Source organism: Zoogloea sp. GW822-FHT05C07, from assembly GCF_058800215.1.
In genome coordinates this window covers 3636202-3650534 of sequence record NZ_CM179510.1, presented here as the reverse complement: position 1 = coordinate 3650534, position 14333 = coordinate 3636202, and the positions used below count along the sequence as shown (strand labels likewise).

Here is a 14333-nt window from a genome sequence, read left to right as displayed (position 1 = left end):
AACATCGTCACCAACTATACCGCGGCATCCGCAGGCAATGTATCGTGTTGTTGCAGCGCCCAAATAATATGCTCGGCCAGTAATGGCGACGCGCCCTCCAGGCGAGCCTTCAGAGCCTGCCCCACCTCCGCCTCACGCGGTGCATTACCCAGCGCTACGGCCAAGTTCCGTGACCAACGCTCGAAACCTATTCGGTATATCGGACTGCCAGCCATACGTTCGAGGAAATCCCTTTCTGTCCAATGGAATAACTCTACCAGTTTTGCATGATCAAGCCCATGTCGGGGAGCAAATTCTGCTTCACTCGAGAGCCTTGCAAAGCGATTCCAAGGGCATATTACCTGACAATCATCGCAGCCATAAATCCGGTTTCCAAGCAGCGGCCTAAATTCCAGGGGAATGGCCCCCTTCAACTCGATGGTCAGGTAGGAAATACAGCGACGGGCATCCACCTGATAAGGTGCAACGATTGCGCCGGTCGGACAGGCGGCGATGCAGGCGGAGCAACTGCCGCAATGGGCTTCCACCGGCGCATCCACCGGCAAGGGTAGATCGGTGTAGATCTCGCCTAGGAAAAAGAACGAGCCCGCCTTCCGCGACAGCAGCAAGCTGTGCTTGCCGCGCCAGCCCAGCCCGGCTTTGTCGGCCAGCGCCACTTCCATCACCGGTGCGGAATCCACGAATACCCGGTATCCATGGGGTACGGCCTCGGCAATCCGGTCCGCCAGTTTCTGCAGGCGGCCGCGCAGAACCTTGTGGTAATCGCGCCCCAGTGCATAGCGAGACACGTAGGCAAGCGAGGAGTCTCCCAGGACTTCTCCGGCCGGTCTGGCATCCGGCCAGTAGGACATACGTACGGAGATGACCCGCTGCGTGCCTGGCACGAGCTCGGCCGGACGGGAACGCTTGGTCCCGTGTTTGTACATATAATCCATCTGTCCGTGGCAGCCGGCAGCAATCCAGTTTTCCAGGCCGGCTTCGGCATCGCTCAGGTCGATGTCCGAAATGCCCGCCTCGTCAAAACCCAGGGCGTGCGCCCAGCCCTTGATCTGCCCCGCGAGGGATGCCAGATCGTCTTGTCCACCAGAAGGATCATCGTGTCTCACGTTCATCCCAGTCATGATAACGCCCCCTTCCGGAGCCTGTACCTCGCCAATGAAGATGCCACCCTCGCCGCCGGCGAACAGCTGGCGACGGCCCTGCCGGAACGCCTGACAGTCCTCCTTCGCGGCGACCTGGGCGCAGGCAAAACCACGCTCACCCGCGGCCTGCTACGCGGCCTCGGCTTCACCGGAAAGGTGAAGAGCCCAACATATACCTTGGTCGAACCGTATAAAGATTCTAGAATTGTCGTATATCACTTTGATTTTTATCGCTTCACTCACGCGGAAGAATTCCTCGAGGCGGGGCTGGAAGAATACTTCGAAGGCGACGGCATTCGTATTGTGGAGTGGCCTGATCGTGCTAACCCCTATCTTCCGGCAGCAGACCTCGAGCTTCATCTGCAGATTTCCGCCGAAGGCGGTCGCACGCTGGAACTACGGCCGCTGAGTGGAGAAGGTCGCATATGCCTGGAACGTTTCGCCGCATCCCATCCCCTCTGAACCCTCTGCGCGTCGACGCCAACCTGCGTCGGCGTTTCATCGGCTCCGCAGGAGCCAGCCTCCTCTTGCTGATCAGCCCCCTCGGCCGCGCCGCCCAGAGCAGCGTGCTGGCCGTGCGGGTCTGGCCGGCCAAGGACTACACCCGCATCACCCTGGAAAGCCGCGACGTCCTCAACTTCACCCACCAGTTGGTGCACAGCCCGGAACGGCTGGTCGTCGACCTGGAAGGCGTCGAGCTCAACGAGGTGCTCCAATCCCTGCCTACCAAGATCACCGGCCAGGATCCGTACATCCAGCTGATCCGCGCCGGCCGCAACCGGCCGGGCGTCGTACGGCTGGTCATCGAACTGAAGGCCGAAATCAGTCCCCAGGTATTCACGCTGAAGCCGATCGGCGAATACGGCCATCGCCTGGTGCTCGATCTCTATCCGACCGAACCGGTCGACCCGCTGCTGGCGCTGCTCGAGAAGATCACGCCTGAAGAAGCCGTCGTCGGCGGCGCGCCACCGCCCCAGAAACCGGAAAAACCCGAAGAGCCGCGCAAGGCTGTCGAGGTGGCACGCAAGCCTGAACAGCCCCCGAAACGCGAGCCGACCAGCACCGAGCCGCCCCAGCAGGCATCCCGCCCCGCCGCCAAGCCGGCTGACGAGGACGGCAGCATCAGCCGCCTGATCACCATCACCATCGACCCCGGCCATGGCGGCGAAGATCCGGGCGCCGTCGGGGCGGCCGGCAGCTACGAAAAGCACGTCACGCTATCGGTGGGAAAGCGGCTGAAGGCCAAGATCGATGCCGAACCCAACATGCGTGCCATGCTGACCCGCGACGCGGACTATTTCGTACCGTTGCAGCAGCGCGTCGCCAAGGCCCGTCGGGTGCAGGCCGACCTGTTCGTGTCGATCCATGCCGACGCCTTCATCAGCCCGACGGCCCGCGGCAGCTCGGTATTCGTGCTGTCCGAAAAGGGCGCCTCGAGCACCGCCGCGCGCTGGCTGGCCCAGAAGGAAAACGCCGCCGACTTGATCGGCGGCGTCAATCTGGGCGTAAAGGACGATCATCTGGCCCGCACGCTGCTCGACCTGTCCCAGACCGCTGCGCTCAACGACAGCATGAAAGTTGGTAAGGCGGTCCTCGGCGAACTCGGCAACATCAACCGCCTGCACAAGGGCGAAGTCGAGCAGGCGAGCTTCGCGGTGCTGAAGGCACCGGACATTCCATCCATCCTGGTAGAGACCGCCTTCATCTCTAACCCGGATGAAGAAGCTAGGCTCAACGACGAGGCCTACCAGGACCGCATGGCCGACGCGATCCTGCGCGGGCTGCGCCGCTACTTCGCCAAGAACCCGCCGATGGCCAAATCCAAGCTGGCCCGCCTCGACTGAGAGAGCGGGCCCCTGTGAGCAAGGTCAGCGGATGCAGACCTTGCTCACCTGCTTCAGGTCGGTCAGGCCGTCCAGCACTTTCTCGATGCCATCCTGGCGCAAGGTCCGCATCCCCTCTTCAAGGGCGGTGGCCAGCAGCACGGCAACCCGGGCACGTTCCTGGATCAGCTCCTTGATCCTGTCCGTCCCGACCATCAGTTCGTGCAGGCCCAGGCGGCCCTTGTAGCCGCCAGTGCAGTGCTCGCAGCCCACCGGCGCATACAGCGTGAACCGTCCTTGCGCATCCGCGTAGCGCTGGTGCCAGGCATTGAGAATGTCTCCGCGCGCGCGCACCGGATCCCCCTGGAACGCGGTGGTGTTACGCAAGTCCTCGCAATACTCGTCCAGCAAGCGACGTATCTCCGTCTCGTCCGGCTGATAGGCCTGCTTGCACTTCCCGCACAGGCGCTTGGCCAGACGCTGGGCCAGCACGCCCAGCAGCGCGTCGGAGAAGTTGAACGGGTCCATACCCATGTCCAGCAGGCGCACCACGGATTCCGGCGCGCTGTTGGTGTGCAGTGTGCTGAACACCAGGTGACCTGTCAGCGAAGCCTCCAGGCCGATGGACACGGTCTCCTTGTCGCGCATTTCGCCAACCATGATCACGTCGGGGTCGGCCCGCAGGAAGGAGCGCATCACCGTCGGGAAATCGAGCCCCGCCTTGCGATTCACCTGCACTTGGCGCAAGCCCTTCTGGGTGATTTCGACCGGGTCCTCTGCGGTCCAGATCTTGGTCTCAGGGGTGTTGATCGAGCCCAGGATGGAATGCAGCGTGGTGGTCTTGCCGGACCCCGTCGGGCCGCACACGAAGAAGATCCCGTAAGGCTTGGTGATCGTCTGCTGCAGGCGGGTGAAGTTGTTTTCCAGCAAGCCCAGTTTGTCGAGCGGCAAAGGTTCGCTGTTGGCCAGCAGACGCATCACCACGTCTTCCATGCCGCCGGCAGTAGGAATCGTCGCGACCCGCAGCTCGATGTCGAGGGGAGCGTAGCGGCGGAACCTGATCTTGCCATCCTGGGGCTTGCGGCGCTCCGAGATGTCCAGATCGCACATGATCTTGATGCGGGTGACGATTGGACTCCGGTAGCTGGCCGGGATCTCGATATAGGGCACTAGGGAACCGTCCTTGCGGAAACGGATCTGGGTCTTGTCCTTGCCGGGCCGCGGCTCGATGTGGATGTCCGACGCACCCTGGCGATGGGCGTCGATGATGATCCGGTTTACGAGCTTGACCAGTTCATTGTCTACCGCCGCCGACGCGTCGTCAGTAGCGATGGCGGCGCTATCCCTATCGTCCTCGCCCATGTCGGACAACAGATCGCTCACCGACGCATCGTCAGCCCCGCCCGTGAACAATTGGGTCACGGTCTGCGCAAACTCCAGGTGCGTCGTCACGCAGAACACCGGCACAGCCTTCGGGAAGACGTTCTGCACGACCCGCGAAGCCGTAGCCTGCTCCGGATCGGTGACCATTACCAGCAAACCGTCCGCCCCCTCCTCGAGGGGCACCCACTCCGCCTGCAGCACATACTCCCGCTTCAGATTGCGGAGCAGATCGATCTGCCGGACCCGACCGGGGCGATAAGGCTCGTAGGGCACGCCAAAGAAACGGGAAATCGCATTCCCGATATCGGCTGGCTTGACGCCGTATTCGGCAATCAGGAATTGCTCGATGGACACGCCTTGCTCACGGGCCTGGCTGGTGGCCGTCTGAAGCTCCTGCTCGGTCAGCTTGGCATCATGAACCAGGCCTTCATACTTGGACTTCGGCTGGGTCAGCGCGTGGCGGCGATGGGAAAAGGCCACCGCGAGCGTCTGCCCGAGGCCCTGGATGCCCTCTTCGGCCACCACCGAAAAAGCGTCGCCGCCACGGTTGTTGATGAGCTGGATCACCCCCAGCACATCGCCGTCCTCTTGCTTGATTGGTGCCACCAGCATCTGGTGGGAGCGATAGCCCGAACGCTCATCCACTTCACGGCGGAACTCCATGCGCGGAGAAATCGCCTTCAGCGCGGCGTCATCATAGACGTCGGCGATGTTGAGCAGTCTCCCCGTCAGCGCCACGTAGCCCGCCACACTGTTCTCGGCAATGGGCAGACGAATCGTACGAATCGTCTGCAAGCCGGTCTTGATCCGCGACGAGATCGTGCTGCGGTTGTCATCGACGACGTAGATCGTCATGCGCTCGGCCGCGAATAGCGCGCAGATCTCCGACGACAGTTCGAAGATGATCTCGTCGATGTTCTGCGTCGCATGGATCCGGTTGGTGACCGCCTGAAGTCCCTTGAAAAAGGCCAGACGGCTGGCCACATCGCTGCCACCCGCCCTGCTCGGAGCGCTGCTTCTCATAGCAAAGTCATATCCGGAAATTTAAGTCGCCCACATGGGCGAAGGACCCGTTCGTCCGATGATGCGGCAAGCGGGCAAGCATCTTTGTGCCGACACATACAGGATTCAGAGCTCGATCTCGAGGCCGTTGTACAAGGCCTTCGGTGCAAACTGCCCGCAGTTGTCGGCTATCTCCTGAAGCGTCGTCTGGGCCCGGCTCGGCTTGAGGTGGGTGATCCACACCTCGGGTTTCGCCTTCACCTTTTCAAGGAACAGAGCCAGCAGGCTTGGGCACAGGTGCCGGGACGCCAGCGCCAGATCCTGCTGCGCGTCGGGAAAGGCCGTTTCGATGATCAGGTGGCGCAGATCGGGGATTTCGTTGACGGCGGCAATGAGAGCGTCGGAATAGGCCGTATCGCCGGAAAACACCAGACTTCGACCGCCTTCGGACAGCTGATAGGCCACCGCCGGCACCGTATGCAGCGCGGGCAACATCGTGACCTGGCGCCCAGCCCCTATCCGTGCCGTCTCCCCGACCCGCATCTCCTGGAAACGCAGGAAAGGATTGCCGCGATCGGGAATCGACGAGAAGTCGGGCCACACCAGCCAGTTGAAAATATGCGAGCGCAGGATGCGCAGCGTCTCGGGCGAACCATGCACGACGATGGGCATCGAGCGCGCATCCCCCACCGTATCCACGAGCAGCGGGATCATCGCGATATGATCGAGATGAGCATGGGTTACGAATACGTGGTCGATGCGCAGGAGCTCCTCGAACTCCAGGTCGCCAACGCCCGTGCCGGCATCGATCAACACATCATGATCCACCAGCAAGGCCGTGGTGCGCTGGCTGCGCCCACCGATACCGCCGCTGCACCCGAGAACCTTTATTTTCATTTTGCTCTCTCGGCACCTCTCGAGTGCGATCGGCCGCTCCGCCAGCCTTCGCGAGTCGTCAGAAAGAAAAGCATCGGACCACGGACCAGACCCCGATCAGCATGGCGAAGCCTCTGCCACGATGCCCGGCCCGCCTGCATCAAGCCGGGCTCTTCGTGAAGAACTCCATCTTGACGCCGGCAATCTCGATCACGTCGTTATCGTTCAGGCGATGGGCCTGCGCATCCAGCGGCCGCCCATTCACGACCGGGAAGACCGTGCCTTCCACATGGGTGATGAAATAGCCATGCGGACGGCGGGTGATGACCGCCACCTGCGTACCCGGTTTTCCGAGCGTCGTCAGGGACTTCGACAGTTCCAGCGTACGCCCGGCGTGCGCGCCGCTGAGGATCTGGATCATGCCGAGCGCCCCGACTGGCGCTGCCGCGTTGGTTGAGGTCAAATCGGACTGCGCATTCGGTGGCTGCCCCGCGTCCGTTGCCACCGACGCCTGGGCATAGCTCATGGCCTCATCCTGCTCCGAGCCCGCGGCGGCACTGTCAGCCAGATACTTCAGCCGGTACTTGCCCAGTTCAATGACATCGTTGCTCTTCAGGACATGCTTCTTGACCGGCTGCCCATTCACATAGGTGCCATTGGTGCTGTTCATGTCCTCGAGAAACGCATCGTTGAGGATGGTCACGATCGCCGCATGCTCGCCGCTGATCGCAAGATTGTCGATCTGAATGTCGTTATGCGGTTTCCGGCCGATGGTCGTGCGCTCCTTTTCAAGAGCCATCTCCTTCAACACCAGACCATCCATGCTCAATATCAACCTGGGCATCACTATTCCTATCTACAACCAGCCTCAATCAAATTCGGTGCCGAGCCGCCCTTCGTGGCGCGACGACACAATGACAACCGAAACATTATCCACGCCCCCCCGGTCATTAGCCAGATCGATGAGATGTTCGGCCGCCAGCCGGGGAGCCCCGCCGAGGGCCGCGAGGACATCCGCAATCTCGCTGTCGGGAAGCATATCGGTCAACCCGTCCGAACACAGGAGATAAATGTCACCATCCTGCAGCGGAAAATCAGCGACATCCGCCTCGACACAGGCCGCCACACCCACGGCCCGGGTCAGCAGGCCACGCAAGGCGGCAGACCTGGAAGACAGGGGGTCAATCATGCCCGCGTCGGATTGCTCCCGCAATACGCTGTGGTCGCGGGTCAGGCATTCGAACCCGTCGTCGCGCAGGCGGTAAATGCGGGAGTCCCCCACATGGCAGGCCAGCAGGCTGCTCCGGACAGGATCCAGGCAGACGCCGGCCAGTGTGGTCCCCATGTGCCGCAGGAGCGGGTCCCGCTGCGCCTCATCGAAGACGGTCTGATTGGCCGCCGCCACCGCCATCCGAAGATCTCCCTCGGTGGCCGCACCGCGCGCCACGACGAACGCCATGCAATCCATCCAGGCATCCGCGGCGAGACGGGACGCCACAGCGCCGCCCGCGTGCCCGCCCATTCCGTCGGTCAATACGGCCAGGCCCAGATCCTCGGCGCAACGGACGCAATCCTCGTTGCGGGTACGAACGCGTCCCCCATGGGACATCATGGCCATGTGCCAGCGCATCGTTTGCTGTTGGTCCATGAGCGAAGTTTAGAAAACCCGCGTCAAAGAATCTGGCGTTCCGGAACGTCCCCGGCCCGCTTCCGCAGCACCCGGGCCACCCCGAGCACGACCAGCGCGCCCACAAGCCCCGCCAGCGGCCGCAACCAGACCGGGCGATCAAGCAGGACGGTGCGCCACAGGGGATCATCCACGATCATGCCGCCAGCCACCCACCCCAGCAGCGCAGCGCCGAGCGTGACGATCAGCGGGAAGCGCTCCATGCCCTTCATGATGAGTTGGCTGGACCACACGATGATCGGGATGCTCACCGCCAGCCCGAGCCCCAGCAGCACGAGACTGTCACCCGCGGCACCCGCGACACCGATGACGTTATCGACGCTCATCACGAAGTCGGCCACGATGATCGTCTTGACCGCTCCGGCCACCGAGGTCGCCGCATCGATCTCGTGATCGCCGTCATCCTCCGGCAGCAACAGCTTGGTACCGATCCACAGCAGTACGAGTCCACCAATCAGCTTGAGCCAGGCCAGTCCAAGCAGGCTCGCCGCAAATGCGGTCAGCACCACGCGCAGGCCAACGGCCCCTGCCACGCCCCAGAAGATACCGACCTTCCGCTGCTCCGGCTGCAGGCGCCGGCATGCCAACGCGATCACCACAGCGTTGTCACCGGACAGCACCAGGTCGATGGCCACGATCTGCAGCAAGCCAATCCAGAACGTCGGTAGCAGGAACTCGGACATGTAAGACTCAACCGATGAAAAATAAGGGTACTAAAAACAAAACCGCGCCCGGGCGGCAGCCACGGGCGCGGTTTACTTCAGGCAACAGACCTGATTACAGCATGGCCTTCAGCAGCTTGGCCATTTCGGACGGGTTGCGCGTCACGGTGAAACCGCACTCTTCCATGATGGCGAGCTTGGCGTCAGCAGTGTCGGCACCGCCGGAGATCAGCGCGCCTGCATGGCCCATGCGCTTGCCCGCGGGGGCAGTCACGCCGGCGATGAAGCCGACGATCGGCTTCTTCATGTTGGCCTTGCACCACTGGGCGGCTTCAGCCTCATCGGGACCACCGATTTCGCCGATCATGATGACGGCGTCGGTATCCGGATCGTCATTGAACATGCGCATGACGTCGATGTGCTTCAGGCCGTTGATCGGGTCACCGCCGATGCCGACTGCGGAAGACTGGCCCAGACCGATTTCGGTCAGCTGGGCAACGGCTTCGTAGGTCAGGGTGCCGGAGCGGGAAACCACGCCGATGCGACCCTTGCGGTGGATGTGGCCCGGCATGATGCCGATCTTGATTTCATCGGGGGTGATGAGACCCGGGCAGTTGGGGCCCAGCAGCAGGGTTTCCTTGCCGCCGGCAGCAACCTTGGCCTTCATCTTGTTGCGCACTTCCAGCATGTCCCGGACGGGGATGCCTTCGGTGATGCAGATCGCCAGGTCCAGGTCGGCCTCGACGGCTTCCCAGATCGCGGCAGCAGCGCCTGCGGGCGGCACGTAGATCACGGAAACGGTGGCGCCGGTTTCGGCAGCCGCTTCCTTGACGGACGCGTAGATGGGGATGTCGAAGATCTTCTCGCCAGCCTTCTTGGGGTTCACACCGGCGACGAAGCATTCCTTGCCGTTCGCGTACTCCTGGCACTTCTCGGTGTGGAACTGACCGGTCTTGCCGGTGATACCCTGGGTGATGACCTTGGTGTCTTTGTTGATCAGGATGGACATTCGCTAACTCCTCACTTGACCGCGTCGACGATCTTCTGGGCCGCTTCGGCCATGGTGTCGGCCGCGATGATCGGGAGGCCCGAATCGCGCAGGATCTGCTTGCCGATCTCTTCGTTGGTGCCCTTCATGCGGACGACCAGCGGGACGGACAGGTGCACTTCCTTGGCCGCGGTGACCACGCCGGTGGCGATGGTGTCGCAGCGCATGATGCCGCCGAAGATGTTGACGAGAATGCCCTTGACCTTGGGGTTCTTGAGCATGATCTTGAAGGCTTCGGTCACCTTCTCGGTGGTGGCGCCGCCGCCCACGTCGAGGAAGTTGGCCGGTTCGGCACCGAACAGCTTGATGGTGTCCATGGTGGCCATCGCCAGACCGGCACCGTTCACCAGACAGCCAATGTTGCCGTCCAGGGAGATGTAGGCCAGATCGAACTTGGAGGCTTCGATTTCGTCCGCGTCTTCTTCATCCAGGTCGCGGTACTCGACGATCTCGGGATGACGGTAAAGGGCGTTGGAGTCGAAATTGAACTTGGCGTCCAGAGCCTTGATGGTGCCGTTGCCTTCCAGAATCAGCGGGTTGATTTCCGCCAGGGAAGCATCGGTTTCCATGTAGGTGGTGTACAGCTTCTTGAGGGTATCCACGGCCTGGGCGGTGGAGCCTTCGGGAACGCCGATACCATTCGAGAGGTACAGGGCTTGTTCGTCGGTCAGGCCGGTGGCCGGATCAACGAAAACCTTGAGGATCTTCTCGGGGGTGCTGTGAGCAACTTCCTCGATGTCCATACCGCCTTCGCTGGAAGCCATCATGGCGACCTTCTGCGTGGCGCGGTCGGTCAGCGCGGCAACGTAGTATTCCTTCTTGATGTCGGCGCCTTCCTCGATGAGCAGACGACGCACCTTCTGGCCTTCAGGGCCGGTCTGGTGGGTAACGAGCTGCATGCCAAGGATCTGGCCGGCGTACTGCTTGAGTTCGTCCAGGGACTTGGCGACCTTGACGCCACCGCCCTTGCCGCGACCACCGGCATGAATCTGAGCCTTGACGACCCAGACCTTGCCGCCCAGCGTTTCCGCTGCCTTGACTGCCTCATCGACTGAGAAACACGGCACGCCGCGCGGCGTGGTGACGCCAAATTTTCTCAGGATTTCCTTGCCCTGATATTCGTGAATTTTCATGGTTGCCCTTCGATCGAAGTCTTGGCCTTATAAAGGCCGCTCACGCTTGGTTGATGGGACTCTTCGGGGCCAGCACGCACCCCGCGACACACACGTCGTTCTCCCTCGTCCAACGTATGTACCGCCCCGCTTTCCGCCCTACCCGCTTATGCTGCCGGGCTGACCGGAAAACCATCCTCAACCGACCTGCTTCTTGACATGTCGGTATTTGGACCGACCGATTATATACGAAACATCGGATGCGACCGCTTTCACGCTGCACCGCACACCGGCAGCGGCACGGGCTATGCCGGATCGGGCTTGCGGTACCAGCGCGGGTAATAGCGCATCACCGTCGGAGAGGTGGTTTCGAGGGCATGACAGCGGTCGAGCTGGAAGGGTTTTTCGCCCCCCTCGCCCCCCTCTTCCGTATCGCGCCGGAAAGTAGCGAGGGTCTGGATGGCCGCCGTCGGCAGGGAGGCCAGCAACTCGGTGAGATGGGAGCACCCGCGCACGTCGCCGAACATCTCGCTGACCGCCTTGCGGAAGCCACGCACGAGATTCAGGCCGATCAGCGCCCGATAGGCCGGCGCGATGGTGTCGCATCCACCCGGGTAGGGCACCCATTCGGAACAGGCTTCCACGTCGACAACCTCGAAGGCGCTGTCGATGGTGACGCGGATGAACAGGTCATGCACCGGATCGCCCACCTTGCGGATGCCGGACGCCAGCGGATAGTCCGCATCCTTCTCGTCGGTGAGGCGGGCGTCCAGGTCGAACAGCCCGTCATCCCTCAGGAAGCCCTGGACATCGATACGGCGGGTATGGGCGCGGCTGCGCCGGACAACGGGTGTGGAAAGCGGCATGGGGAATCAGGGAGCACCAGGGCAGAAAACAACACATCAGCAGATGCAGCGCGCAAACCGTCGACCATTTCACGACACGTAACATTTGCCCCTGCCTGGCTAAAAACAAGGCACCGCGCCTACTGACAAATTTCACTAGAATATTGTATCGACTGCGGCGCACCGGTGGATGCCGCAACGCACAACAAAGCAACCGCGATCCCTCGCCTCTGTCCCTATTGATGAACAGCGCGCAAAAGCCCCTTTCCCTACTCGTCGCGACGCTTGTCCCGCTATTTGCGCCCACCGTCATGGCGGCCGGGTTAAGCGATCTCATCGTCCACTCTGCCTTGGGAGAGCCCCTGCGCGCGGAAATCAGGCTGCCCCCTTCCACGGGGGAGACGCTGGATCCATCCTGTTTCCGGATCGTCTCGCAGGCATCGAACCCCGATGACCTGCCGTGGATCCGCAACGCCCGCGTCTCGATCAGCGGAGACCGGCTGCGCATCACGACCCGCGAGCCCGTCAGCCATCCGCTCGCCATGCTCGGAGTCCGCGTCGCCTGCGGCATCGAGCTCCAACGGGACTATCCGCTCCTCCTGCAGCCGCCGATGGCCCGCACGGCCACCCCAGACATCGGCCTGCCAACGGCCGAAGCCCCGACACGGTCAGCGGCCAGCCGCAGCGCCACCACCGTCCGCAAGCTCCCGCGCAGCGGCGCAGCCGCCGGCGGACGTGCCGAACGCAACGGCGCAGCGCAGGCCCGCCCCCACGGAGCCACGGCCAAAGCGGCGGCAGCCAAGACCAAGCCCCCACGCGGCGACCGGCTGGTCATCAGCAAAGACAAGGCGCAATCACTCCGCCTCGAATACCAGCTGTCCCATCCCCAGGCGGCAAACACTACCCCTGCCCCGCAAGGCCCGGCCGGAAAGCCCACGCTGTCCACCTATGACGAGAGCGTCACGGCTCAGCTTGAACTCGACGAGAAGATCAAACGCCTGGAGGAATACCAGACGGTGCTGCGCAAGCGCATTGCCGAACTGGATCAGCTGGCCGCCACGGTACAGGTGCAGAACGCTCCGCCATCCCGGCCGCAACCCGCCCCCGCAGCCGCTACATCAGCCGAAAGTGCCCCCAACTGGTTCGGCCTGCTTGCCGGCGGTGCCGTGGCGGTCGCCGCAGGTGGCCTGGCCTTGTTGTGGATGCGTCGCCGACGTTCGGAAGCACCGCCACCGGAGCTCGATACGCAACTACCGGACGAGCCCGGATTTTCGGGCATCCCGGAGAGCGAATTCCCCTCAGCCGCCAAAACCGCGCCCCACCAGCCGGCACCTCCGGTCGCCGCTCAGCCTGTCGCAGCGCAATCAGCCGCAGCCCAGCCTGTGACGGCCCCGGCACCGCAGTCCTATGCACCACCGTCCCAGATGCCGGACGAATCCATGGACTGGGAAGATCCCACGTTCACGCCGCCCCATCCGATTCCCTTCGACGAAACCGTCGACGAGCAGGACTCCGCCCTCGAACTGGCCGAGATCATGATGTCCTTCGGCCGCACGCAGGGCGCCGCCGAGACCCTCGCCGACTATATCCGCGGCAATCCGCGCCAGGCGGTCAAGCCGTGGATCAAGCTGCTCGACGTCTACCATGTGGCCGGCATGCGGGCCGAGTTCGAGGCCCTCACGCGCCAGCTCAACAAGACCTTCAACGTCAAGACGATCACCTGGGACGATTTCAAGGCAACCCGCAACGCACCCGACTCCATCGAGCAGATGGGACACGTAACACAGCAATTGCAGGAGCTGTGGGGCACCCAGGAAGCCCAGATCTACATCCACCAGTTGCTGCGCGACAACCGCAACGGCACGCGACAAGGCTTTCCCCTCTGCGTGGTCGAGGAGCTCCTGCTCCTGCTCGCCGTCCTCGACGACACGCTGGGCACCTACCGGCCGAACACAGAACTCACCCTGGCCGACATGGAAGCGCGCCCGAACAGCAAGGCTGCCTGATCAGACCGGGTTGTCCACCTCGACGAATTCGGCCTCGATGCCGAAAGTGTCGGCCAGGTGGCGGCCCAACGCCTGCACGCCATAGCGTTCGCTGGCATGGTGGCCGACCGCCAGGTAGGCCACTCCGGACTCCCGCGCCAGGTGGGTCGTCTGCTCCGACACCTCACCGGAGACGAAGCAGTCCACACCGGTCGCAATGGCCTGCTCGAAATAGCCCTGCGCCCCACCGGTGCACCAGGCCACGCGCCGCACCTGCCGCTCCGCATCGCCGAGCACCAGCGGCTCGCGCCCGAGCCGTGCGGCAGCCTGCCGAGCCAGCGCCGTCAGCGTGGTTTCATGGGATAAGGAACCGGTCCAGCCCAGATCCTGCTCGCCAAAGCGCCCCTCCCCATGCCAGCCCATCAGCTTGCCCAGCTGCGCGTTGTTGCCCAGCTCCGCATGGGCATCCAGCGGCAGGTGGTAGGCGAACAGGTTGATGTCGTTGTTGAGCAGCGTCGCCAGGCGGCGCTTGCGCATGCCGGTGATGCGCCCGTCCTCGCCGCGCCAGAAGTAGCCGTGGTGGACCAGCACCGTGTCCGCCCCCTTCGCCACCGCCGCATCGAGGAGCGCCTGGCTGGCCGTCACGCCGCACACCACGCGGCGCACCTCGGCCCGTCCTTCCACCTGCAACCCGTTTGGGCAATAATCCTTGAATCCGCCGACATTCAGCAGAGTGTCGAGATAGCGCTGCAATTCGGCTCTGTCCAT

General features: G+C 63.0%; 13 protein-coding genes. 3 read left to right on the top strand and 10 right to left on the bottom strand.

The annotated features are described in order from the left end of the window. Positions 1-14 precede the first annotated feature (14 nt). Entirely contained in the window at positions 15-1121 is a 1107-nt protein-coding gene (gene queG / locus AC3QL2_RS16910) for a tRNA epoxyqueuosine(34) reductase QueG (protein ID WP_493235807.1), read from the bottom strand. Between queG and tsaE the strand changes: the two genes are divergently transcribed. Both tsaE and AC3QL2_RS16900 read left to right on the top strand, forming a co-directional pair. Next, the gene (tsaE, locus tag AC3QL2_RS16905; protein ID WP_493235809.1) at positions 1098-1604 is read left to right on the top strand and encodes a tRNA (adenosine(37)-N6)-threonylcarbamoyltransferase complex ATPase subunit type 1 TsaE; all 507 of its coding nucleotides are present in this window, start codon (positions 1098-1100) and stop codon (positions 1602-1604) included. The genes queG and tsaE overlap by 24 nt on opposite strands. Next, entirely contained in the window at positions 1568-2986 is a 1419-nt protein-coding gene (locus AC3QL2_RS16900) for an N-acetylmuramoyl-L-alanine amidase (RefSeq protein ID WP_493235811.1), read from the top strand. The genes tsaE and AC3QL2_RS16900 overlap by 37 nt, the downstream gene beginning before the upstream one ends. A 24-nt stretch (positions 2987-3010) precedes the next feature. On the opposite strand, the gene AC3QL2_RS16895 is transcribed toward AC3QL2_RS16900, so the two are convergent. The 8 genes from AC3QL2_RS16895 to AC3QL2_RS16860 form a co-directional block, all read right to left on the bottom strand. Further along, positions 3011-5371: a GspE/PulE family protein gene (locus AC3QL2_RS16895; RefSeq protein WP_493235813.1), complete on the bottom strand. Its 2361-nt coding sequence runs from the start codon at positions 5369-5371 to the stop codon at positions 3011-3013. Positions 5372-5476: 105 nt separating this feature from the next. Further along, positions 5477-6247: a 3',5'-cyclic-nucleotide phosphodiesterase gene (locus tag AC3QL2_RS16890; protein WP_493235815.1), complete on the bottom strand. Its 771-nt coding sequence runs from the start codon at positions 6245-6247 to the stop codon at positions 5477-5479. A gap of 139 nt (positions 6248-6386) precedes the next feature. Beyond that, positions 6387-7070 carry an FHA domain-containing protein gene (locus tag AC3QL2_RS16885; protein WP_493235816.1) on the bottom strand — a complete coding sequence of 228 codons (684 nt, stop codon included), beginning with the start codon at positions 7068-7070 and terminating at the stop codon, positions 6387-6389. Positions 7071-7094: 24 nt separating this feature from the next. Continuing rightward, a complete protein-coding gene (locus tag AC3QL2_RS16880; protein WP_493235818.1) occupies positions 7095-7874 on the bottom strand; it encodes a PP2C family protein-serine/threonine phosphatase in 780 nt (259 codons plus the stop codon). A gap of 23 nt (positions 7875-7897) precedes the next feature. After that, positions 7898-8596 carry a TerC family protein gene (locus AC3QL2_RS16875; RefSeq protein WP_493235820.1) on the bottom strand — a complete coding sequence of 233 codons (699 nt, stop codon included), beginning with the start codon at positions 8594-8596 and terminating at the stop codon, positions 7898-7900. 94 nt (positions 8597-8690) lie between these two features. Beyond that, positions 8691-9584: a succinate--CoA ligase subunit alpha gene (sucD, locus tag AC3QL2_RS16870; RefSeq protein WP_079437074.1), complete on the bottom strand. Its 894-nt coding sequence runs from the start codon at positions 9582-9584 to the stop codon at positions 8691-8693. 11 nt (positions 9585-9595) lie between these two features. Next, on the bottom strand, positions 9596-10756 hold the full coding sequence (gene sucC, locus AC3QL2_RS16865; RefSeq protein ID WP_079437075.1) for an ADP-forming succinate--CoA ligase subunit beta: 1161 nt from the start codon (positions 10754-10756) through the stop codon (positions 9596-9598). 284 nt (positions 10757-11040) lie between these two features. Further along, the gene (locus AC3QL2_RS16860) at positions 11041-11601 is read right to left on the bottom strand and encodes a DUF2889 domain-containing protein (protein ID WP_493235822.1); all 561 of its coding nucleotides are present in this window, start codon (positions 11599-11601) and stop codon (positions 11041-11043) included. A 329-nt stretch (positions 11602-11930) separates the two neighbouring features. On the opposite strand from AC3QL2_RS16860, the gene AC3QL2_RS16855 reads away from it, so the two are divergent. Beyond that, positions 11931-13586: a type IV pilus assembly protein FimV gene (locus tag AC3QL2_RS16855; protein ID WP_493240272.1), complete on the top strand. Its 1656-nt coding sequence runs from the start codon at positions 11931-11933 to the stop codon at positions 13584-13586. Here AC3QL2_RS16855 and AC3QL2_RS16850 read toward each other — a convergent pair whose 3' ends face one another. After that, positions 13587-14333 carry a Nif3-like dinuclear metal center hexameric protein gene (locus AC3QL2_RS16850; protein ID WP_493235825.1) on the bottom strand — a complete coding sequence of 249 codons (747 nt, stop codon included), beginning with the start codon at positions 14331-14333 and terminating at the stop codon, positions 13587-13589.